This window comes from Accumulibacter sp. (assembly GCF_029255125.1).
Taxonomy (GTDB): domain Bacteria; phylum Pseudomonadota; class Gammaproteobacteria; order Burkholderiales; family Rhodocyclaceae; genus Accumulibacter.
In genome coordinates, this window is sequence record NZ_JAPUVR010000079.1 from 17542 (window position 1) to 39284 (window position 21743).

Genomic DNA, 21743 nt, shown 5'->3' on the forward strand with positions numbered 1-21743 from the left:
GAGCGCGCGCCAAATGAACGAGGTGCAAGCCATGCCCTGCTACTCACTCGGCGCACGTCGCCCGCAGATCGATCCGCACAGCTGGATCGCCCCCAACGCCACGGTGATTGGCGATGTCCGCCTGGCGCGCAACGCGTCGATCTGGTGGAGCGTCACTGCACGCGGCGACAATGACCCGATCAGCATCGGCGAAAACAGCAATATTCAGGATAATTGCGTGCTGCATACCGACGAAGGTGTGCCGATGACGATCGGCCGCAACGTCACCGTCGGGCATCTGGTGATGCTGCACGGTTGTACGGTCGGCGACGGATCGCTGATCGGCATCGGCTCGGTGCTGCTCAACCGCGTGGTCATTGGTCGCGGTTCGATCGTCGGCGCCAATACGCTGATCCCGGAAGGGAAGGAGTTTCCCGACCACTGCCTGATCGTCGGCTCGCCGGGCAAAATCGTGCGCCAGCTCGCGCCGGACGAAGTCGCCCGCCTGCAGCACAGCGCCGATCACTACGTCGCCAACTGGCAACGCTATCTGCGCGAATTGAGCGTCGCGAGCAACTGAGGCGCCTTGCCGGGCACGCTCAGGGGCGTGCCGATGGCGGGCGCTTCGACAACTCGACGTAGCGGCGCAGGTCGTCGTCGTATTTCTTGCGCACGCTTTCCCTGTCCTTCTTCTTCGATTCGATCACCGACTGCTGGGCACCGATCTCGTAGTCGGCGTCACGCAGACCTTTGGCCACATCGGCCGGCAGTTCCCGCCCCTTGTAGAACTCGGCCTCGTCCTCGAAGCGCTTGCGCTTGCGACGGATGTCGACGATGCGTTCCTCGGCGGCCTGGATCGCGGCAACGAGGTCGCGGTCGGCGCGGCTGCGCATCGCTTCGATGTCCTTCTCGCTGCCATACGTGTTGAGCAGCGCCTGGTCCTTACGCTTCTGTTCGTTAGCCAGGCGCTCGTGTTCCTTGCGCCGCTGTTCCTCGGCCGCTCTCTGCGCCTTCTGCTCGACGGTCAGCGGCGCTTCGACGACGCGCGCCGTCGAACCGGACTCGCCCAGTTCGCGGTAGGCCCGCCCATAGCAGGCAGTCGGCAGAATGTCACCGCACACCTGTCGGCCAGAGCCATCCGCGCAGCAGAAAATGCGCGGGCCTGCATCGCTCGTGCTGGCGAGGAGCATGCCGAGCAGCAGGAGGCAGCGTGCGCGTAGCGAAATGGTCATCTCAGGCAACGCCATACGTGCGCCGATAGCGCGCGACCGCGTCTTCGTTTGGCCGAAAGTCGGGACTCTGCCGAAGAAAACGCAGCAGGTCGTCGAGCGTCGCCACGGCAATCACCGGCATGCCGTAGAGCCGCTGCACTTCCTGTACAGCGGAGAGTTCGCCGCTGCCCCGTTCCATGCGGTCGAGTGCGATGACCACGCCTGCGGGCGTTGCGCCGGCGGCACGAATCAGTTCGACCGACTCGCGCACCGATGTGCCGGCGCTGATCACATCGTCGACGATCAACACACGGCCGGCCAGCGGCGCACCGACGATGCTGCCGCCTTCGCCATGATCCTTGGCTTCCTTGCGGTTGAACGAGAATGGCAGATCGCGCCCGCGCCGCGCCAGCTCGACCGCGAGTACAGCGACCAGCGGTATTCCCTTGTACGCCGGGCCAAAGAGCGCATCGACGGGAATTCCGCTCGCTTCGATTGCCTGGGCGTAAAATCCGGCAAGCTTGTCCAACGCCGCGCCGCGGTTGAACAGGCCGGCGTTGAAAAAATAGGGCGACAAGCGCCCCGCCTTGGTCCTGAATTCGCCAAAGCGCAGCACCTGTTGCCTAACCGAAAACTCGATGAATTCCTGATGGAAGTCCATAAATCTTTTCTACACTCGATGCTGCCAAACATCCTGCGCTGCAATGTTACGCATCATTAGCTTAAACCTCAACGGCATTCGTTCTGCATGCCGCAAGGGCTTCCTGGCCTGGGCCGAGGACAGTGGAGCAGACCTTATCTGCTTGCAGGAACTGAAAGCACAGCCGGACGACCTGGTCGGCCAGATAAAGCCTGTTGATGGAATGCACGCCTACTACCACTGCGCCACGAAGAAAGGATACAGCGGCGTTGGCCTCTGGTGCCGTGACAAACCAGACAAACTGTCCAATTTTCTCGGCGACGAAGAGTTCGACGGCGAAGGCCGTTACCTGCGCGCCGACTTCGGCCCGCTCTCGGTCGTGTCGCTCTATCAGCCTTCCGGTTCGAGCTCCGAAGCCCGCCAGGCCGCCAAGTACCGCTTCATGGCGCTGATCTACCCGCAACTCGTCGAACTCGCAGCGAGCGGGCGCGACGTGCTGATCTGCGGCGACTGGAACATTGCTCATCAGGAAATCGATCTCAGGAACTGGCGGAGCAACCGCAACAACTCCGGCTTCCTGCCCGAAGAACGCGCCTGGTTTGGCCGTCTGCTGAACGAAGCCGGCTGGCACGACGTCTACCGCGAACTCTATCCGGAAAAGGGGGCCGAGGGCTATACTTGGTGGTCGAATCGGGGGCAGGCGTGGGCGCGGAACGTCGGCTGGCGGATCGACTACCAACTGGCGACCCGCGGGATTGCCGCCACCGCCCGCCGGGCCGAGGTATTCAAGGAAATGCGCTTCAGTGACCACGCACCGCTGATCATCGATTACGCTTACCCGCCACTGCCGGCGTCGGCGGCCGGCGAGCCGCCGACAACCGGCTGACGAATGGCACCGGCCAGCCCGCAGCGTAAAGAATCTGAGGCATTCGCACGCGCCTCCCGTTTGCGCATTGATTCCCGCCGACGATTTCTATAATCTGAGCGCTGTACCGACGAATTCTGCCTTACACGCGAGCCTTGCACGCAGCCGTCCGTTCCAACCCTTCTCTCTACGAGGTCACCCATGTCCGAAGTTACTGAACTTTCCACCGCCAGCAAACAAAAGCTTGTCTCCGACATGAAGGTCGTGGTCGCCGATGCCGAGGAAATCCTGCGCGCCACTGCCGGCGTCGCCGGTGAGAAGATGGGCGACTTGCGCGAGCGCATCGGCGAACGGCTGCGCGATGCCAAGATCCGGCTGGCCGACGCGGAAGCTGCGCTGGTCGACCGCACCAAGGCAGCCGCCCGCGCCACCGACGACTACGTGCACGAGAACCCATGGCGCGCCGTCGGCATTGCGGCCGGCATCGGGCTGCTGCTCGGCGTAATCATCGGCCGCCGCTAGGCATCTGCCGGCGATGAGCAACGCTCCCGGCGATGCGCGCAGAGGTCTGCTTTCGGCCACCCGGAACGGCGTTGCGACACTGCTGTCGGCCGGGCGCACGCGCCTCGAACTTCTCGGCAATGAAATCCGCGAGGAGAAGCTGCGCGCCGTCCGTCTGCTGCTGCTTTCGCAGCTCGTCGCTTTCTGCCTGATGGTCGGCACGATCGTCGCGGTCGCTCTGTGCGTCATCGTCTTCTGGGACGACCGGGTGCTCGTCCTGGCTTCGTTCATTGGAGTCTTCTTCGTGCTCGGCGGCGCTGCCGCACTCCTTCTTTGGCACAAGCTGCACCAACCAAGCGCCATCTTCGCGGCAAGCATCGGCGAGCTCGACGAAGACCTGCGGCAGATCAACAGCGAAGGCGGCCAAGGTGCGGCAGGAACGCATTGAGCTGCTGATCGAGCGCGGCCGCCTGCTCGAGCGGATCAGCATGCAGCGCGCGCAACTGTCGCGCGACGTAGAGCCGATCAGCGGCAGCCTGCAAACGGCCGACAGCATCGTCGCCGGGCTGCGCAACGCCACCGGCTACCTCAAGGAACACCCGCACGTGGTGGGGGCGACGGTCGCTGTTCTCGTCGTCCTCAGACCGCAGCGCGTCTGGCGCTGGAGCAAACGCGCCTTCTTCGCCTGGCGCACCTGGCACCTGCTGCGGCAGAAGATCGCGGCGCTCTGAAGCAGCCCGCCGCGATCGGCGACGACCTCCCGTCGGGCAGCGTCAAGGTCGCCGCCCACCTGCTGCGCCGCGCGCACCGGCTGGCCGCGAGCCAGGCCTGACCGCCCCTGCCCCTGTTATCCAGCAGGGCACCCGGACGAACCCCAGACGCCAAGCGCGGCCAGCTGCCCAGCCGCGGCACTCGCCCAGCCCTGATTGGCGAGCGGGCTGGCCGGACTCGGGTGCAGCACGCGTCCGACGCGCACGCCGGTCGCGCTGAGCGCGGCGCGCGCGCGCGCTTCGGCAAACGCGCCAACGCCGATCACCCAGGCCGGCTGCAGGATCGCCGCCAGCGCCTGCAGATGCGCGTCGCAGGCGGCGTGCAGCGGCTCGGCCTCACGCGCCGGAAGCTTGTCCGGCGTCAGGTTCCGCCCACCGTCGAAAAAGGCCAGCGGGCAATAGTTGGCCACGAAGTGCTCGGCAAAGAAAGCCTCGGGGCTGCCGAAGCGCTCGCGAAACAGCCCCCACAGGCGCCGCCCGCTGACTTCCGACCGCTGGCAGGCAAAGCCTTCGACCGGTCGCCTGGGGTTCTCGGCAAGGGGTTTGCCGACGCCCGTCTCGATCCCCAGCCAATCGCGCACCGCGGCAACCTCACCAAAAGGCACACCGGTTTGCACCATGCCGAAAGGTCCCGGGTTCATGCCGAGAAAGATCACGCGTTTACGGCTCGCCGCATAACGCCGCAGGTAGGTCTCGTGTGCCTGCCAGGCGTAGCTCAACGGATCGTAGACATGGCTGACCGGCGGCGCAAAGGACAATTGCGCGAGCCGCGCTGACAAGTCGCGGGCCGCTGCGCTCAGACTTTCAGCGATGGCGCAGCTTCGTTCCATGGGGCCACCTTGAACAGCAGAAGCATGCCCGGCGCGGCGAGCGTGAAGCACAGAATGAAGAAGCTGACCCAGCCCATCTCTTCGACGAGCGCGCCGGCGCTGGCGTTGATGAAGGTGCGCGGAACCGCCGCCAGGCTGGTGAACAGGGCAAACTGCGTCCCCGTGAACGCCGGGTTGGTCGCCCGCGCGATGAACGCGGTGAAGGCCGCCGTACCGAGGCCAACGCCCAGGTATTCGGCAGCGATCACGCTCGCCAGGGACGCCCGAGCGAAAACGTCGATCACCGGCTGCACGCCGCGCCAGGCGAGCCAGGCAAAACCGAGGATGGTAAACATCTGGACGAAACCGAACAGCCAGAGCGCACGGTTGATCCCCAGGCGAACCATCCACAGGCCGCCGAGCAGCCCGCCGATGACCGCCGGCCAGAGGCCCGCGTGTTTGGCGATCACGCCGATGTCGGTCTTGCTGTAGCCGAGATCAAGATAAAACGGCGTCGAGAGCGCCGTCGCCAACGAATCGCCGAGTTTGTAGAGGAAGATGAAAGCGAGCACCAGCAAGGCGCCGAGCCAGCCCTTGCGCCCGATGAACTCCTGAAAGGGCTCGACTACCGCCTGGCGCAGCGTCTTCGGGGCGCCGGGTGCTGCCGGTTCGGGAACGACGAGAACCATCGCCATTCCCGGCAGCATGAAAGCGGCGGTGATCCAGAAAACCAGCGGCCACGGCAGCAAGTCGGCGAGGATCAGCGAGAGCGATCCGGGAACGAGCCCGGCGACCCGGTACGCGTTCACATGCACCGAGTTGCCCAGGCCGAGTTCCTGCTCGCTGAGAATCTCGCGCCGGAACGCGTCGAGCGCAATGTCCTGCGTCGCCGACAGGAAGGCCAGGATAACCGACAGCCAGATGACCGGCTGCAGATCGGCGCCCGGCGAGAATCCACCCAGCCAGCCGATCGCCAGCAGCAAACCGACTTGCGACAACAGCATCCAGCCGCGCCGCCGCCCCAACGGCAGGTGATAGCGATCGAGCAGCGGGGCCCAGAGGAACTTCCAGGTGTAAGGAAACTGGATCAGCGCGAAGAAACCGATCGTCTTCAGATCGACACCCTCGCTGCGCAACCAGGCGGGCAGCAGGTTGAGCACGAGGTAGAGCGGCAGACCCGAGCTGAAGCCGGTGAACACGCAGATGAGCATCTGCCGGGTGAACAGCAGGCGCAGCCAGTCCGGCATCAGACCGGGCGTCCGAGGCGGTAGAAGGCGAGACTGCCGTTCAGATTGGGGTCGTCAAAGACGGTGCGCCCAGACTCGTCGAGCGCCAGACGCTCACGAATCTCGATACCCAGACGGTGGCACAGGCGCTCGAAATCGACGATCGTGAAGAAGCGTACGTTCGGCGTATCGAACCAGTCGTACGGCAGGTCCTCGGAAACCGGCATGTGTCCTTGGGCGATCGCCTGGCGGTTGGCACGATAGGCGAAGTTCGGAAAGCTGACCACCGCTTCGGCGGCGACGCGCAGCATCTCGGTGAGAATTCGCTCGGTGGCGTGCATCGTCTGCAGCGCCTGCGAAATGATGACATGGTCGAACGACTGGTCCTCAAAACCGGACAGACCGCACTCGATGTCCATCTGGATGACGTCGACACCGTTGCGGATGCAGCCGAGAACGCTTTCACGATCGATTTCGACGCCGTAGCCGGCGACATCGCGCGTCTCGCCAAGGTAGCGCAGCAGCCGGCCGTCGCCGCAGCCGAGGTCGAGAACACGCTCGCCCGGCGGAATCCAGTTGGCGATGACGGCGAAGTCGAAGCGTTCCCGCTGCTCCGCCTTGAGCTTTCTCTCGTACTCGGTCATACGACAATGTTCTCCAGATAAGCGCGCACGAGTGCGTGGTAATGCGGGTCGTCGAGGAGAAACGAGTCGTGTCCGGCATCGCACTCGATCTCCGCATAGACGACGTGCCGCCGGTTGTGCAGCAGGGCAAAGACGATTTCGCGCGAGCGCGCCGGCGCGAAGCGCCAGTCGGTGGAGAAACTGGCGACGAAGAAGCTCGCCTTGGCCGGCACCAGCGCTGCCGCCAGATTGCCCTCGCAGGCAAAGGCGGGATCAAAGTAATCGAGCGCCTTGGTGGTCATCAGGTAGGTGTTGGCGTCGAAGTAGCTGGCGAACTTGTTGCCCTGGTAGCGCAGGTAGGACTCGATCTCGAAATCGACGTCGTAGCTGAACTTGTGCTCGCCGTGACGCAGTTGGCGGCCAAACTTCTCGGCCATCTGGCTATCCGAGAGGTATGTGATGTGGCCGACCATGCGCGCCAAGCGCAAACCGCGGCTGGGAACGACGCCATGCTCGGCGTAGTTGCCGCCATGGAAATCGGGATCGGAAGTGATCGCCTGGCGCGCCACTTCGTTGAAAGCGATGTTCTGCGCCGACAGCTTGGGCGCCGACGCAATGACCATTGCATGCCTGACGCGCTGCGGGAACTGCAGCGACCAGGCGAGCGCCTGCATGCCGCCGAGGCTGCCACCGATTACCGCCGCCCAGGTTTCGATCGCCAGATGATCGGCCAGTCTGGCCTGCGCGGCGACCCAGTCCTCGACAGTGACGAGCGGAAAGTCGGCACCGTAGCGCTTGCCGGTCTCCGGGTTGGCCGAGAGCGGGCCAGTCGAACCGTAGCAACCACCGAGATTGTTGACCCCGACGACGAAGAACTTGCGCGTGTCGAGCGGCTTGCCGGGACCGACGAGGTTGTCCCACCAGCCGACGTTCTCCGCATCGTCGGCGTAGATGCCGGCTACGTGGTGACTGCCGGAAAGGGCATGGCAAACGAGAACCGCGTTCGAACGCTCGGCGTTGAGCGTCCCGTAGGTTTCGTAAACGAGGTCGAAGCACGGCAGCCGGGCACCCGACTTGAGCGCCAGGGGCAGGCTGAAATGCGCTCGTTGCGGCGCTACGACACCGACTGATGACTCTGATGGCATTGCTGTGGAGGGGCGAGCAAAGACGGACAAGATCCAAGAAAAAAACCCAGTCGGCCAAGGCAGCGGACTGGGTTTTCCACCCGCTTTAGCCGTATTTGTAGGGCGCCCGCAAGCTGATCGTTCAAATCGGCGCCAAGGCCGCGGAAGTTACTCGCAGCCAGCGAAAAAGTCAATTCAGTGCGTTCAATTTCTCCAGTTGCTCGCGGATCCTGGCCGGTTCCTCGTAACGCAACATGCGCCGGACGATCGGCGCCAGCTCGCTGCAATTGCTCTGCATGATCCGCTGTTTGACCGACAGAATCTGTGCCGGGTGCATCGAAAACTGGCGCAGCCCCATGCCGAGCAACAAGCGCGTCAGGTTCGGGTCGCCAGCCAGTTCGCCGCAGATCGACACCGGAATGCTGACCTTCTCGGCGCTGGCGATGGTGTGCGCAATCAGCATCAGCACGGCGGGATGCAGCGGGTCGTAGAGGTGCGACACCTGCTCGTCGCTGCGGTCGATCGCCAGCGTATATTGGATCAGGTCGTTCGTGCCGATCGAGAGAAAATTCAGGCGGCGCAGAAAGAGGTTGACGGCCAGTGCCGCAGCCGGAATCTCGATCATCGCGCCGACCGCGATCGCTTCGTCAAAGCCTACGCGCTCGGCGCGCAAGCTGGCCTTGGCGCGCTCGATCGCGAGCAGCGTCTGGTCGATCTCATACGCCTGCGAGAGCATCGGGATGAGCAACTTGATCTTGCCGTACTTGGACGCACGCAAGATCGCGCGCAACTGCGTGTGAAACATCTTGGGCTCGGCGAGCGACAGGCGAATCGCGCGCAGGCCGAGTGCCGGGTTGCTCTGCATGCGGTCGCCCTGCACTTTCTCCGGGTGCAGATCCTTGTCGTAGCCGAGGTCGAAGGTGCGGATCGTCACCGGCCGTCCCGCCATTCCCTTGACCACCGTGCGGTAGGCTTCAAACTGCTCTTCCTCGGTTGGCATGTCGCCGCGATCGAGAAAGATGAACTCGGTACGGAACAGACCAATCCCCTCGGCGCCGCCGTCGAGCGCGTTGGCCACGTCGCCCGGCAGTTCGATGTTGGCGTGCAGATCGATGTCGACGCCGTCGAGCGTGGACGATAGCGCCGTTTTCAGCCGCCTGAGCTTGCTGCGCTCGAGTTCGATCTGACTCTTGCGCAAGCGATATTCGTCGAGCACACGCGGATCGGGGTTGACAATCAACACCCCGCGCGTACCGTCGACGATGAGGACTTCATCGTCACGAATCAGTTGCCGTGCAATGAGCAGCCCGAGCACGGCCGGAATGCGCAGGCTGCGGGCGAGAATCGCCGTGTGCGAGGTGGCGCCGCCGACATCGGTGACGAAGGCGGCGAAGCGATGCTCCTTGTAAGCGATCACGTCGGCCGGCGACAGGTCGTGCGCAACGACGATCAGATTCTCTTCCTTGACGCCCTTGCCGGTGCGCAGGGCCATCCGACCGGGTTGACCGACGAGTTCCTTGATCACTCTTTCGACGACTTGGCGAACATCGTAGCTGCGTTCGCGCAGGTACTGGTCATCGAAGCGCTCGAACTGCGCGACGAGCGTCTCCATCTGCTGCACCAAGGCCCATTCCGCATTGCACCGCCGCTCGCGAATCAACTGCTTGGGCGTTTCGGCGAGTTCCGGATCGGCGAGGATCATCGTGTGCAGATCGATGAACGCGCCGAACTCGGCCGGCGTGTTCTGGACTCGCCCCTTGAGCGCGGCGAATTCCTCGCGCACGCGCGCCACCGCCGCATCGAAACGGGCAACCTCCTTGTCGATCAGGCGCGGCGCGATGACCAGGTGCGACACTTCGAGCGTTGCATGCGACATCAGGTGCGCCCGACCGATTGCGATTCCGCCGGAAACCGCCAGCCCATGCAGCGTAAAACTCATGATCGACTACTCCGCCTCGCCGAACCGAGCCGCGATCAGTTCAAGGATCGCGTCGTTCGCCGCCTGCTCGTCAGCGCCGTCGGTCTCGACGACGACCGTTGACCCCTTGCCGGCGGCCAACATCATCACCCCCATGATGCTCTTCGCGTTGATTCGCCGCGCCCCCTTCTCCATCCACACCTCGCTGCTGAAGCGGCCGGCCAGTTGAGTCAGCTTCGCCGAAGCGCGCGCGTGCAGACCGAGCTTGTTGATGATTGCGGTTTCCGCTCGTACCATCGAACACTCCTTTTCTTATCTTTCGTCATCCGACCGGCAGCTTGACGACGCCATCCCGAGCGCCGCTGACGGCCTTCTGCAGCATGGTTTCCATCCCCTTCTCGCGGTAGGTGAGCGCGCGTAACAGCATCGGCAGGTTGACCCCGGAAACGCCTTCGACATGCCCGGGTTCAAGCAGCTTCAGCGCCAGATTGGCAGGCGTGGCACCAAAAACGTCGGTCATCAGCAGAACGCCTTCTCCCCCATCGACCTCTTTCATCAACGTGCGCGCCAAGGGCAGCATGTCGAGCGGGTCATCCTGTGCCGCGACGCCAAGCTGTGCGATCAGCGGCGGCCGCTTGTTGAGGACATGACAGACGTTCTGGATCAGGCTTTCGCCGAATGACCCATGCGTAATCAGTAGTATGCCAATCATCACTCCCACCCATCGCGATAGCCCGTCATTCTAAGTGATTCCCGCCTGCTCGGCAGCACTGCTGAGGCTGTCAGCAGATCAGCGGACGACGGCCAGTTCCGCCGGCGGGCCACCGACAAAACTGAGCCGTTGTTGCATGGCCGCACTGAGCTCAACGGCACCCCGGGAATCGACCCGCAGAACGTGCTCGACGGCAAGTCGCCGCGCCAGTTCCGGCCACTCAGAGCCGACAATGAAGAGCGGTTTCGAGGCGACATCGGACAAGGTGCCGGCGGCGCGGCGCGCGGTGATCAGCACGCAGAGCGCCTGTGTATGCCTCACCGGCTCACCGCTACGGGGATCGAGCAGATGACTGTAGCGCCGGCCGTCGACCTCGAAGTAGCGCTGATAGTCACCCGAAGTCCCCACCGCCTCGCCATCGTCCAACGCGATCGTCGCCAGCGCACCCGGTCGCCGCGGATGCTGCAGGCCGACGCGCCAACGTTCGCCGTTCTTGCTGCCGAGCGCCAGCACGTTGCCGCCGATGTTGATCAGCGCATGCCGCACGCCGTGCGCCTTGAGGATCGCGGCCGCACGGTCGAGGGCAAAGCCCTTCAGGTAGCCGCCCAGATCGATCGCCAGCGCGCGCTTGCTGCTGCTCGCCTGCTGACCACCCGCCCCACTCACGATCTCCAGGTCGGCAAGGCTAGGCCGCGCTGCCCGCCAGGCCGCCACGGCCGCCGGCGCGGGGAGTGCTACCGGCAGTTCGTCGGCGTGAAAGCCCCAAAGCTCGACCAGCCGCCCTATCCCCGGATCGAACAGCCAGTCGCCGGCTTGCGCCAGGCGCCGGGCGTCGGCCAGGACGGCAGCCATCTCCGGGCTGATCGGCTGGCGCTGCCCAGCGGCAAGCGCCGCGTTCAACGCGCTCAGTTCGGAGGGCTGCCAGGCGTGGTAGACCCGATGCAGGCGATCGAATTCGCGCAGGACAGCCGCCGCCGCCGGGCGTGCTTCGGCCTCGCTCAGGCCGGCAATCAGGACTTCGACGCGCGTGCCAAAAACAAAGGCTTCCTGCTGCTGCAGTGGCGCCCGGCTGCACCCGACGAGGACGCCGCAAACGACGACGATCAGCCAGGCCAGGGCGCCGCCGAGTACGCCCGAGGCGCGCCTGCAGGGCGCGTGCGGCAGCCAGGCAGCCGGCGCTGCGGCGGCGCACTGGTCGATGGCTGATCGCGCTGGGCAATCACGGGTCGGCATCGGAGCGAACGATCGGGGCACTGTTTCGGTGAGAGTCATCGCCCAAGCAGCAAGCATGCCATGGCCGAGCAAACGATTGAAAGCCGGATACCTGGCGATCTGCGGCGCCCGGTACGCCGGCGCCAACGAGCCGACGGTGTAAAGATTTCCGACAGCCGGAAGCGCGAGGTAGCGAGCAAAGCGCGGGCCGTCGGCGCAGCGCCCAGCCGCGCACCTGCGCAGCGAGTAGAATTCGCCTTTTTCCGGCGACGGAGAGCTGCGATGCAAGCACGGCTGCGCGAGATCCCCTACAACTATACTTCGCTTTCTGATCGGGAGATCGTCATTCGATTGCTCGGCAAGGACAAGTGGGACTTGCTCGAACAGTTGCGCGCCGAGCGCGTCACCGGTCGCTCGGCGCGTATGCTCTACGAGGTGTTGGGCGACATCTGGGCGGTACAGCGCAACCCCTATCTCGAAGACGACCTGCTGGCCAACCGTGAGCGGCGCTTGGCGCTGGTCGACGCCTTGCGCCACCGCTTGCGCGAGATCGAGAAGCGTCGCCAGGGCAACGACAAGGTAAGCGAACTCCTGCTCGCCGCCAGCGCGGCGGTTGATTCCTTCACCGAACACTTCGGCAAGACGGCCGCGTTGCGCAATCGGGTCAGGCGAACGCTAAGCCGCCATACGCGGCGCGACAACATTGCTTTCGACGGACTGGCGCGCGTCAGCCACGTCACCGATGCGACCGACTGGCGGATCGAATACCCCTTCGTCGTTCTCTACCCCGACGATGAAGCGGAGCTCGCGCCGCTCGTGCGCGGATGCATCGAACTGGGTCTGACGATCATTCCGCGCGGCGGCGGTACCGGCTACACGGGCGGGGCGATTCCGCTGACGCCGCTCGCCGCCGTGATCAATACCGAGAAGCTGATCAACCTCGGCCCGGTCGAGGAAGTCGTGCTGCCCGGTTGCGCGCGCCCCTGGGCGACGATCAGAACCGGCGCCGGCGTCGTAACCGCGCGCGTAGCCGAGGCCGCGGCAAGCGCCGGACGCGTTTTCGCGGTCGACCCCACGTCGGCAGAAGCCTCGTGCATTGGCGGCAATATCGCGATGAACGCCGGCGGCAAGAAAGCGGTGCTCTGGGGTACGGCGCTTGACAACCTCGCCTGGTGGAAGATGGTCGACCCGAGCGGGCACGAAATGGAAGTCACCCGCCTTGATCACAACTTCGGCAGGATTCACGAACAGGCTATCGCGCGTTTCGAAATCCGGCGCTGGCGCAAGGATGGCAAGACCTTGTACCGACCGCCCGAGATCCTGGCGATTCCCGGTCATACCTTCCGCAAGGCAGGCCTCGGCAAGGACGTGACGGACAAGTTTCTGGCCGGCTTGCCGGGTGTCCAGAAGGAGGGAACGGACGGCCTGATCGTCGCTGCGCGCTGGATCCTGCATCAGATGCCGGCGCATACGCGCACGGTCTGTCTGGAATTTTTCGGACAGGTGCGTGAAGCGGTGCCGGCCATCGTCGAGATCACCGACTACTTCAAGGCCGGCGCTCCCGGCCGGCTTGCCGGCGTCCAACTGGCCGGGCTGGAGCATCTCGACGAGCGCTATCTGCGCGCCATCGGCTACGCGACGAAAGCGAAGCGCCGGGCGGAGACGGCCGGACGACCGAAAATGGTGCTCATCGGCGATCTGGTCGCTAACGACGAGGATGCGGTCATGCAGGCGGCGTCGGCCGTGGTGCGCATGGGCAACCTGCGCGCTGCCGAAGGCTTCATCGCGGTCGATGCGGAAACGCGCCGGAAGTTCTGGCTCGATCGCTCGCGCACGGCGGCCATCTCGCGCCATACCAACGCCTTCAAGCTGAACGAGGACGTCGTCATCCCGCTGCCGCGTATGGGAGAGTACTGCGACGGGATCGAGCGGATCAACATCGAGCTTTCGTTGCGCAACAAGCTCGACCTGTGTGCCGCTCTGCGCCAGTTTCTGGCCGGCGACCTGCCGCTCAACCGGGGTGACGCCGACCTCGACAAGGAGGTGCTGATCGGCGACCGACGCACGGCAGCGCTCGAACTGCTGGCGAGCGTGAGCCGGCGCTGGTCGTGGCTGCTGAGCCACCTGGATCTGCCGCTGAGCGAGGCTGAACCCCGGTTTGCGTCGCTCGGCGTGCGCGCCGGGCCACTGCGCAACCGGGCCGAGCAGCCGACGCTCTTCCACCGGTTGCAGGATTATTCGGTGCGTGCATCGTGGAAGAGCGAGCTCAAGGAACAACTGGCCGACATTTTCGACGGCCTGGTCTATCAGCCGGTGCTCCAGCGGATCGCGGCGATCCACCACGAGGTCCTGCGCCGGCGCCTTTTCGTTGCCTTGCACATGCACGCCGGCGACGGCAACGTGCACACCAACATTCCGGTGAACTCGGACGACTACCAGATGCTGCAAACCGCCTACGGCGTCGTCGAGCGCATCATGCGGCTGGCCAGCGCGCTCGACGGCGTGGTCTCCGGCGAGCACGGCATCGGCATCACGAAGCTCGAGTTCCTCAGCCACGAAGCGATCGAGGCCTTCCGCGCGTACAAGACGCAGGTCGATCCGCACGGTCACTTCAACCAGGGCAAGCTGCTGCCCGGCGCCGACCTGACGTCGGCCTACACACCGTCGTTTTCGCTCCTCGGTACCGAATCGCTGATCATGGAGCAATCGGAAATCGGCAACATTTCCGCCCTGGTCAAGGACTGCCTACGCTGCGGCAAGTGCAAGCCGGTCTGCTCGACGCACGTTCCGCGGGCCAATCTGCTTTACTCGCCGCGCAACAAGATTCTTGCCACTTCGCTGCTGATCGAAGCCTTCCTCTACGAGGAGCAGACGCGGCGTGGCGTATCGCTGCGCCATTTCGAAGAGTTCGGCGATGTCGCCGATCACTGCACGATCTGCCACAAGTGCCTGACCCCCTGCCCGGTCGATATCGATTTCGGCAGCGTTTCGGTGCACATGCGCAACCTGCTGCGCGAGCAGGGGAAGAAACGCTTCGTTCCGGCGAAAGCCGCCGCGATGGCGTTTCTGACGATGAAGGACCCGGCGACGATCAGGCTGGTCCGCCGCCTGATGATCGGACTGGGTTACCGCATCCAGCGCCAGGCAAGCCGGCTGGCCCGGTCGCTGCATCTGGTCCAGCGTCAAACCCGCCAGCCCCCGTCGACGGTCGGTCCACCCGCCCTGCGCAGCCAGGTGATCCATTTCATCAACAAGCCGCTGCCCGGGCGACTGGTCGCGCGCACCGCACGCGCACTGCTCGATATCGAAGACGAGAAGACGGTCGCCGTCATCCGCGACCCACTGAAAGCAAGCGCGCCGGATTACGACGGCGAGGCGGTCTTCTATTTTCCCGGCTGCGGCTCCGAGCGCCTCTTCTCGCAGGTCGCCCTGGCCAGCCAGGCGATGCTCTATTCGATCGGCGTGCAGACCGTATTGCCGCCGGGCTATCTGTGTTGCGGCTACCCGCAAACGGCGGCCGGCGAGGCCAACCAGGGGCAGACGATCACCACCGACAACCGGGTGCTCTTCCACCGCGTCGCCAACACGCTGAACTACCTCGACATCCGGACCGTCATCGTCTCCTGCGGAACGTGCATGGACCAGCTTGAGAAATACCACTTCGAGAAGATCTTCCCCGGCTGCCGCCTGCTCGACATCCACGAGTATCTGCTGGAGAAAGGTGTCAAGCTGCCGGCGATCGACGAGGTCCGCTATCTGTACCACGACCCGTGCCACGTCCCAATGCGCACCCAGCCCGGAATCAAGGTGGCCAATGCCTTGCTCGCTGGGCCGCCGGTAAGCCTTTGTGAGCGCTGCTGCGGAGAGTCCGGCACACTCTCGGTCACCCGTCCCGACGTGTCAACCCAGGTTCGCTTCCGCAAACAGGAGGAGATCGAAAAGGGTGCTGGAAAACTGCGCGGAGACGGCTTCTCGGGTAAGATCAAGCTGCTTACCTCGTGCCCTTCGTGTCTGCAGGGCCTGTCGCGCTTCAACCAGGACACCGACACCGAGGCCGACTACCTGGTCGTCGAGATGGCCCGCCGCCTGCTCGGCGCCGATTGGTTGATGAGCTACGTCAGGCAGGCCAACAGCGGCGGAATCGAACGAGTGCTGCTTTAGGCCGTGCGGAACCCGCGAGTCGCCGCTTTGTGATCTAGTTCCTCGCCCGTGCCTGACCGGCAGGCTATCTTCTGACCCAACAAGGCGCGTCATCGCCGGGCAACAGATGGTCAGCAGGAGTCGAGGAATCATGCAGCACAAAGTTGAGACTTGCGAGTTGTGCAATTGTCCCGGCGGTGAGGTCGTCTGGGAAAGTGCACTTTGCCGCGTCGTGACGGTCGAAGAAGCCGACTACCCGGGTTTCTGCCGCGTCATCCTGCAGCGGCACGTGCGCGAAATGAGCGACTTGCATCCGGCAGAGAGGGGCCAGTTGATGAACGTCGTGTGCGCCGTGGAAACCGCCGTTCGCCACCTTTGCCAGCCCGACAAGATCAATCTCGCCAGCCTGGGAAATCTGACGCCACATCTGCATTGGCACGTCATTCCCCGTTGGTGCGACGACAGACACTTCCCCAATCCCATTTGGGGCAGCGTCCAGCGCATCGTCGCGCCAAAGCGGAAGCCGGTCGATGGGCGTGAAATCGGCGAACAGATCATCAGCGCGCTGCGCCACGTGCAGCGCAGCGGAACATCATAACCAGGCGAGCGAGAAATGTGCGCAGCCCTAGCCAAGAGCGTAGTAACGATGAGAATTCCTGACCTGGATACCGGCTACCGAATCCTTTCCCGCCTGCCACTCGCCAACTCCGAACAGGCTGAACGTGATATCGGGCAGTTCCTCGATAGCCTGCTGCATGCCCCGCCGACGGCCGAGGTCTACCTGCAGTTGCTGGAGCAGACGAGAATCTCGCTCTGTTTCATCGAAGACGCGCTGGCCAGGCGCTTCGCAGACCGTGCGCTGCCGCTCGGCGAAGCCGAGGAAAAAGCGTTTCATCAGGTGGTTGCGACCTGGCGAAAGGTAACGCATTCCTACGCGCACTGCGCGCAGTTGTTCACGCCCGACGATAGCGAGGCTTACCAGGCGAAGCTGGCGCTGATCCTGCACCGATGTATCTACTACACCGGAATGGCAATCATCGAACATCATCGCGCCCGCCGGCAGGTGGCGGCCGGGCTTTGGCTGGACCTGCACGGCTACTACGCCAGTGCTGAGGAATGGAACGTTGCCAGCCTCCCGGTGCCGGATGCACTCGATCCTCTGGGACGCAGCACGCACTGTACGGCCGCCTATGTCAGCGTGCTCCTGCTCGACGTTGCCCACCCACAGGTTCTCTCCTTCGCCGAAGTGAACCTGATCCGGCGCTGGGCAAACAACTGGTCGGCATTGGCTGAATTGCATCCGATTGATTCGCGACAACCACCGATGCACTTTGTCGTCGATCTAATGCAGGATTGCAGCCTGCAGGTGCCCAGCGAGGACGGCCGGCTGGAAAACGCACGTCGCCTCGACACCTCGCGCCTGATCGTCCAGATCAATGAACTGCGATCGCAGTTGCGCAAAGGGATCACCCCGGTTCAACTCGCTCTCGGCGACGACTGCACGGCCGTCGAATGCCATCGCCTGCTCAAGCGTCTATCGCGCTTCTGGCTGTTGATGCAGGTTCCGCGCAAATACCGGCGACAAAAGGCCTCCGGCGCGACCAAGGTATGTACCGGTTTTGCCGGAATACATTACTGTCTCTCGGGCAAGGGTTTCGCTCAGCCGGAGAGCGCCAGCGTCTATTCTCGCAAGGAATTCGAAGCGCTCTTCGCTTTCCGCCACCAGCTTGACCCGGGGCAACAGTTTTCCGCCAACCATCATGCCCAGATCGGTTTCGCCATCGACCGCTGGGATGTCCTCGACCAGTGCGCCAACGGCTACCGCCTGTTACGCTCGAGCGCGGGCAGACGAATCGAAGCCGGCCAGTTGCTGGCAGTCAGCCCGCCGGAAAGCAACATGTACCTGCTCGCCCACGTTGTCTGGGTCATGCAGGAGGAAGAGGGGGGGCTGACCGCAGGCATCGCGACGATGCCGGGCAAGCCGGAAGCCATCGCCGCCCGCCTTCTACCCCACGTCTCGGGACAGGAAAATCCCTACAGCCGCGCCTTTGTTCTGCCGTCCGTGCCGACCGTCGGCGTCGACCGAACGCTGATCCTTCCCAAAGGCTGGTATTCTCCCGAACGCTTGGTCGAGGTTTATGTCAACGGCAGTTGGCGGGTCAAGATGTTGCGCCTGGTCGGCGATGGAGCCGACTTCGACCGCGTCACCTTCCTGATCGTCTGAACGCGTCCATTTGCGCTATAGTGGCGGATCGACCGCTGCTTGGGGACGTTCATGGCTGGCCTAGACGAGACGACACCGTATCCGACCGAAATCAAACTCCGGCAAAAATCGCGCCTCCTTGAATTGAGCTTCGAGGACGGCGCGCATTTCGAGTTGACGCACGAGTTCTTGCGCGTGTTCACGCCGTCTGCCGAAGCGCGCGGGCATGCGCCCGGGCAAGAGGTGCTGCAGGTCGGCAAGCGCGAAGTCTTCATTGAACGCCTGGAAACCGTCGGCAACTACGCGATCCGCCCGGTCTTCTCGGATGGCCACGACAGCGGTCTGTACTCCTGGGATCTGCTTTACGGCTTGGGGAAGCAGCGCGACAAGCTCTGGCAAGCCTACCTCGAGCGCTTGCAGCGGGCGGGAGCCAGCCGTGACGCACTGCCCGAGACAGCAGCACGCCCATCGCAGCACGCCGGGTGCGGCAAGCATTGAGCACTTGCGACGAGGCGGGCGCATGAGCGGGAGCAACACGACACACTTCGGATTTCAGCAGGTTGCCGAGGAGGAGAAGGCGCAGCGCGTTGCCGACGTCTTTGATTCGGTGGCTCAGCGCTACGACCTGATGAACGATCTCATGTCGGGCGGCCTGCACCGCGTGTGGAAGGCCTTTGCCATTGCCAAGAGCGGCGTGCGGGCCGGCTGGCGGGTGCTCGATGTGGCCGGCGGAACCGGCGACCTTGCGCTCGCCTTTGCCCGGCGGGTTGGCCGCGAGGGTCAAGCCTGGCTGACCGACATCAACAACGCGATGCTCACGCGCGGCCGCGACCGGCTTTGCGACCGCGGCTATATCGTGCCGGTCGCCCAGTGTGACGCCGAGAAGCTACCTTTTCCGAACGAATACTTTGACTGCGTGACGGTCGCTTTTGGCCTGCGCAACATGACGCACAAGGAGCTTGCGCTGAGCGAGATGCGGCGCGTCCTGCGTCCCGGCGGGCGCCTGCTGGTGCTCGAGTTTTCACAGGTCTGGGCGCCGCTGGCGCCCGCCTACGACTACTACTCGTTCAAGCTGATTCCCCGTCTGGGCAAACTCGTCACCGATGACGAGGAGAGCTATCGCTACCTGGCCGAGTCGATTCGCGTCCATCCCGATCAGGAAACGCTGAAACGATTGATGGAAGAAGCCGGCCTCGAGTCGGTCGAGTACTTCAATCTCGCCATGGGCGTCGTTGCTTTGCACCGTGGCTTCCGCTTCTGAAATGCTGCTCCGGGCTTTGCTCGCCTTCGCCAACCATGTGCTGGCGAGCGAGGACTGGGCAACAAGCCGCCTCGCCCGCTTCGCCGGACAAAGCGTAGCGATCGGCTTTGGCAGCGTCTCGCTGGCGGTGACGATCGGTGCCGACGGCTTGCTCGCCGCCGGCCTGGCCGATCCACTGTCGCCAGCCACCGTGACGCTGACGCTGCCGGATGACGCGCCAGTCCGTTGGCTGACCGATCGCGCCGCGCTGCTCGCCAGCGCGCAGATCGCCGGCCCCGCCGACCTGGCGGAGACGCTGAACTTCGTCATGCGCCACCTGCGCTGGGACGTCGAGTCCGATCTCTCTCTGCTATTTGGCGATATCGTCGGCCGGCGCACGGCGCAAATCATCGGAGCGCTCGGCCAATGGCAGGCGAATGCGAGGCAGCGCTCGCTAAGCAGCCTTGGCGAGTATCTCAGCGAGGAAAGCGGCGTGCTCGCGACACGCCGGGAGGTAGAGCGCTTTTGCGTGAGTGTAGACGCTCTGGCCGACGACTGCCGGCGCCTTGAAAGCAGGCTGCAGCGCGTCGAATCGGCCAGACCAGCTTACTGAAGCGCGCGCGGCGGTTTGCGCTGCCGGGGCGATTCCAGCCCCGAGATTCCTACTGGTGCCGCGTGCGCAGCTTCTTGATCGCCTGCAGTTGTGCCACCGCCTGCGCCAGTTCGGCTTCCGCGGTCGCCAGATCGATGTCCGCCGCGCGATCGCGCAGCGCTTCCTCAGCCCGCTTCTTGGCTTCCGTCGCTTTGGCTTCGTCAAGATCATGCGCGCGAATCGCCGTATCGGCGAGCACGGTGATCAGCGCCGGTTGCACTTCGAGCATACCGCCGGAAACATAAACCAGCTCGTACTCGTCGCGATCAGGCACCTTGAGACGAACTGTGCCCGGCTTGATCCGTGTCAGGAGCGGCGTGTGCCGCGGATAGATCCCGAGTTCGCCCGCTTCGCCAGGGAAAACGGCGAAATCGGTCTGCCCGGAAAAAATCAGTTCCTCGGCGCTCACGACGTCAACATGTACTCTGATTGACATGGTATTTTTCCTTGTTGCATCGGCGCCGCACCATGCGAGGTGCGGCGCCGACAATCACGGATGCCGGTTTAGAGCTTCTTGGCCTTCTCGAAGACTTCCTCGATTCCGCCGACCATGTAGAACGCCTGCTCGGGAATGCTGTCGCACTCGCCATCGACGATCATCTTGAAGCCCTTGATCGTGTCCTTGAGCGGAACGTACTTGCCCGGCGATCCGGTAAACACTTCGGCGACGTTGAAGGGCTGCGAGAGGAAACGCTGGATCTTGCGCGCCCGATAAACGGCCAGCTTGTCTTCCGGCGACAATTCGTCCATCCCCAGAATGGCGATGATGTCGCGCAACTCCTTGTACTTCTGCAAGGTCATCTGCACCGCGCGAGCGACCGTATAGTGCTCTTCGCCGACGATCTGCGGGTCGAGCTGGCGCGAGGTCGAGTCAAGCGGATCGACTGCCGGGTAGATGCCAAGCGAGGCAATATCGCGCGACAGAACGACGGTCGAGTCGAGGTGCAGGAAGGTCGTTGCCGGAGAGGGGTCGGTAAGGTCGTCAGCCGGGACATAGACCGCCTGAATTGAAGTGATCGAGCCCACCTTGGTCGAGGTGATGCGCTCCTGCAAGCGGCCCATTTCCTCGGCGAGCGTTGGCTGGTAACCAACGGCCGATGGCATCCGGCCGAGCAGCGCGGAAACTTCGGTACCGGCCAGCGTGTAGCGGTAGATGTTGTCGACAAAGAAGAGGATGTCGCGGCCGTCGTCACGGAAACGCTCAGCCATCGTGAGTCCGGTCAAGGCAACGCGCAACCGGTTGCCGGGCGGCTCGTTCATCTGCCCAAAGACCATCGCCACCTTGTCGAGAACGTTCGACTCCTTCATCTCGTGGTAGAAGTCGTTGCCCTCGCGAGTCCGCTCGCCGACGCCGGCGAACACCGAGAGGCCCGAGTGCTGCTTGGCGATGTTGTTGATCAACTCCATCATGTTGACCGTCTTGCCCACCCCGGCACCACCGAACAGGCCCACCTTGCCGCCCTTGGCAAACGGGCAAACCAGGTCGATGACCTTGATCCCGGTCTCGAGCAAGTCGACCGAAGGCGACAATTCGTCGAACTTTGGCGCCAACTGGTGGATTTCGCGCCGTTCTTCGGTCGCAATCGGGCCGGCTTCGTCAATCGGCCGCCCGAGAACGTTCATGATGCGGCCGATCGTCGCATTGCCGACCGGGACCGAAATACCCGCACCCGTGTTATTCACTTTCATCCCGCGGCGCAGACCATCGGACGAGCCCATGGCGATCGTGCGCACGATGCCATCGCCCAATTGCTGCTGCACTTCGAACATCAGGTCGGCCTCGCACATCTCCGACTCCTCTGCCTTGTCGAGCAGAAGCGCGTCGTAGATGCGGGGCATTGCGTCACGCGGGAACTGGATATCCACCACAGCGCCGATACATTGAACAATGTTTCCTTGACTCATCGTCGTACCCCTA

23 protein-coding genes and 1 riboswitch are annotated in these 21743 nt (G+C 63.9%); of the genes, 11 read left to right on the forward strand and 12 right to left on the reverse strand.

Annotated elements, in window-relative coordinates:
- The first annotated feature begins 31 nt into the window (after window positions 1-31).
- Entirely contained in the window at window positions 32-559 is a 528-nt protein-coding gene (locus Q1L59_RS04435) for a gamma carbonic anhydrase family protein (RefSeq protein WP_300328683.1), read from the forward strand.
- A 19-nt stretch (window positions 560-578) separates the two neighbouring features.
- On the opposite strand, the gene Q1L59_RS04440 is transcribed toward Q1L59_RS04435, so the two are convergent.
- Together Q1L59_RS04440 and pyrE are read right to left on the reverse strand one after the other, a co-directional pair.
- Window positions 579-1211, reverse strand: coding sequence for a hypothetical protein (locus tag Q1L59_RS04440; RefSeq protein WP_300328596.1), 633 nt, complete (start codon window positions 1209-1211; stop codon window positions 579-581).
- A 1-nt stretch (window position 1212) separates the two neighbouring features.
- Window positions 1213-1851: an orotate phosphoribosyltransferase gene (gene pyrE, locus Q1L59_RS04445; protein ID WP_300328599.1), complete on the reverse strand. Its 639-nt coding sequence runs from the start codon at window positions 1849-1851 to the stop codon at window positions 1213-1215.
- 43 nt (window positions 1852-1894) lie between these two features.
- Here pyrE and Q1L59_RS04450 point away from each other — a divergent pair, with 43 nt between their 5' ends.
- The 4 genes from Q1L59_RS04450 (at window position 1895) to Q1L59_RS04465 (ending at window position 3927) form a co-directional block, all read left to right on the forward strand.
- Window positions 1895-2716: an exodeoxyribonuclease III gene (locus Q1L59_RS04450; protein ID WP_300328602.1), complete on the forward strand. Its 822-nt coding sequence runs from the start codon at window positions 1895-1897 to the stop codon at window positions 2714-2716.
- Window positions 2717-2896: 180 nt separating this feature from the next.
- A complete protein-coding gene (locus Q1L59_RS04455) occupies window positions 2897-3217 on the forward strand; it encodes a DUF883 family protein (protein ID WP_300328605.1) in 321 nt (106 codons plus the stop codon).
- Window positions 3218-3230: 13 nt separating this feature from the next.
- Window positions 3231-3644: a phage holin family protein gene (locus Q1L59_RS04460; RefSeq protein WP_300328608.1), complete on the forward strand. Its 414-nt coding sequence runs from the start codon at window positions 3231-3233 to the stop codon at window positions 3642-3644.
- Window positions 3625-3927 (forward strand): YqjK-like family protein, encoded by a 303-nt coding sequence (locus Q1L59_RS04465; RefSeq protein WP_300328611.1) that lies wholly within the window; start codon window positions 3625-3627, stop codon window positions 3925-3927. Before Q1L59_RS04460 ends, Q1L59_RS04465 begins: the two co-directional genes overlap by 20 nt.
- A gap of 116 nt (window positions 3928-4043) precedes the next feature.
- On the opposite strand, the gene Q1L59_RS04470 is transcribed toward Q1L59_RS04465, so the two are convergent.
- From Q1L59_RS04470 to Q1L59_RS04505, 8 genes are all read right to left on the reverse strand, one after another.
- Window positions 4044-4796: a uracil-DNA glycosylase family protein gene (locus Q1L59_RS04470; protein ID WP_300328614.1), complete on the reverse strand. Its 753-nt coding sequence runs from the start codon at window positions 4794-4796 to the stop codon at window positions 4044-4046.
- The gene (locus Q1L59_RS04475; RefSeq protein ID WP_300328617.1) at window positions 4763-6022 is read right to left on the reverse strand and encodes an AmpG family muropeptide MFS transporter; all 1260 of its coding nucleotides are present in this window, start codon (window positions 6020-6022) and stop codon (window positions 4763-4765) included. Before Q1L59_RS04475 ends, Q1L59_RS04470 begins: the two co-directional genes overlap by 34 nt.
- Entirely contained in the window at window positions 6022-6645 is a 624-nt protein-coding gene (metW, locus tag Q1L59_RS04480) for a methionine biosynthesis protein MetW (protein ID WP_300328619.1), read from the reverse strand. Before metW ends, Q1L59_RS04475 begins: the two co-directional genes overlap by 1 nt.
- Window positions 6642-7769 (reverse strand): homoserine O-acetyltransferase, encoded by a 1128-nt coding sequence (locus tag Q1L59_RS04485; protein WP_300328622.1) that lies wholly within the window; start codon window positions 7767-7769, stop codon window positions 6642-6644. Before Q1L59_RS04485 ends, metW begins: the two co-directional genes overlap by 4 nt.
- Window positions 7770-7833: 64 nt before the next feature.
- A riboswitch (SAM riboswitch) is annotated at window positions 7834-7912 on the reverse strand.
- Between the two features lie 26 nt (window positions 7913-7938).
- Window positions 7939-9687 carry a phosphoenolpyruvate--protein phosphotransferase gene (gene ptsP / locus Q1L59_RS04490; RefSeq protein ID WP_300328624.1) on the reverse strand — a complete coding sequence of 583 codons (1749 nt, stop codon included), beginning with the start codon at window positions 9685-9687 and terminating at the stop codon, window positions 7939-7941.
- A gap of 6 nt (window positions 9688-9693) precedes the next feature.
- Entirely contained in the window at window positions 9694-9963 is a 270-nt protein-coding gene (locus Q1L59_RS04495; RefSeq protein ID WP_300328627.1) for an HPr family phosphocarrier protein, read from the reverse strand.
- A gap of 25 nt (window positions 9964-9988) precedes the next feature.
- The gene (locus Q1L59_RS04500; protein WP_300328629.1) at window positions 9989-10378 is read right to left on the reverse strand and encodes a PTS fructose transporter subunit IIA; all 390 of its coding nucleotides are present in this window, start codon (window positions 10376-10378) and stop codon (window positions 9989-9991) included.
- 78 nt (window positions 10379-10456) lie between these two features.
- Window positions 10457-11611, reverse strand: a complete 1155-nt coding sequence (locus tag Q1L59_RS04505; protein ID WP_300328632.1) for an FAD:protein FMN transferase — start codon at window positions 11609-11611, stop codon at window positions 10457-10459.
- A 261-nt stretch (window positions 11612-11872) separates the two neighbouring features.
- On the opposite strand from Q1L59_RS04505, the gene Q1L59_RS04510 reads away from it, so the two are divergent.
- The 6 genes from Q1L59_RS04510 to Q1L59_RS04535 all read left to right on the forward strand — a co-directional run bounded on the left by Q1L59_RS04510 (window position 11873) and on the right by Q1L59_RS04535 (window position 19786).
- On the forward strand, window positions 11873-15751 hold the full coding sequence (locus Q1L59_RS04510; protein ID WP_300328635.1) for a DUF3683 domain-containing protein: 3879 nt from the start codon (window positions 11873-11875) through the stop codon (window positions 15749-15751).
- Between the two features lie 130 nt (window positions 15752-15881).
- The gene (locus Q1L59_RS04515) at window positions 15882-16328 is read left to right on the forward strand and encodes an HIT family protein (RefSeq protein WP_300328639.1); all 447 of its coding nucleotides are present in this window, start codon (window positions 15882-15884) and stop codon (window positions 16326-16328) included.
- 48 nt (window positions 16329-16376) lie between these two features.
- Window positions 16377-17954, forward strand: coding sequence for a hypothetical protein (locus Q1L59_RS04520; protein ID WP_300328642.1), 1578 nt, complete (start codon window positions 16377-16379; stop codon window positions 17952-17954).
- A 51-nt stretch (window positions 17955-18005) separates the two neighbouring features.
- Window positions 18006-18431 carry a DUF971 domain-containing protein gene (locus tag Q1L59_RS04525; RefSeq protein ID WP_300328645.1) on the forward strand — a complete coding sequence of 142 codons (426 nt, stop codon included), beginning with the start codon at window positions 18006-18008 and terminating at the stop codon, window positions 18429-18431.
- A 22-nt stretch (window positions 18432-18453) separates the two neighbouring features.
- Window positions 18454-19194, forward strand: a complete 741-nt coding sequence (ubiE, locus tag Q1L59_RS04530) for a bifunctional demethylmenaquinone methyltransferase/2-methoxy-6-polyprenyl-1,4-benzoquinol methylase UbiE (RefSeq protein WP_300328648.1) — start codon at window positions 18454-18456, stop codon at window positions 19192-19194.
- Window positions 19178-19786 (forward strand): hypothetical protein, encoded by a 609-nt coding sequence (locus Q1L59_RS04535; protein ID WP_300328651.1) that lies wholly within the window; start codon window positions 19178-19180, stop codon window positions 19784-19786. The genes ubiE and Q1L59_RS04535 overlap by 17 nt, the downstream gene beginning before the upstream one ends.
- Before the next feature lie 49 nt (window positions 19787-19835).
- Here Q1L59_RS04535 and Q1L59_RS04540 read toward each other — a convergent pair whose 3' ends face one another.
- Both Q1L59_RS04540 and atpD read right to left on the reverse strand, forming a co-directional pair.
- Window positions 19836-20261, reverse strand: a complete 426-nt coding sequence (locus tag Q1L59_RS04540) for a F0F1 ATP synthase subunit epsilon (RefSeq protein ID WP_300328653.1) — start codon at window positions 20259-20261, stop codon at window positions 19836-19838.
- A 68-nt stretch (window positions 20262-20329) separates the two neighbouring features.
- Window positions 20330-21730, reverse strand: a complete 1401-nt coding sequence (gene atpD, locus Q1L59_RS04545; RefSeq protein WP_300328656.1) for a F0F1 ATP synthase subunit beta — start codon at window positions 21728-21730, stop codon at window positions 20330-20332.
- Window positions 21731-21743 lie beyond the last annotated feature (13 nt).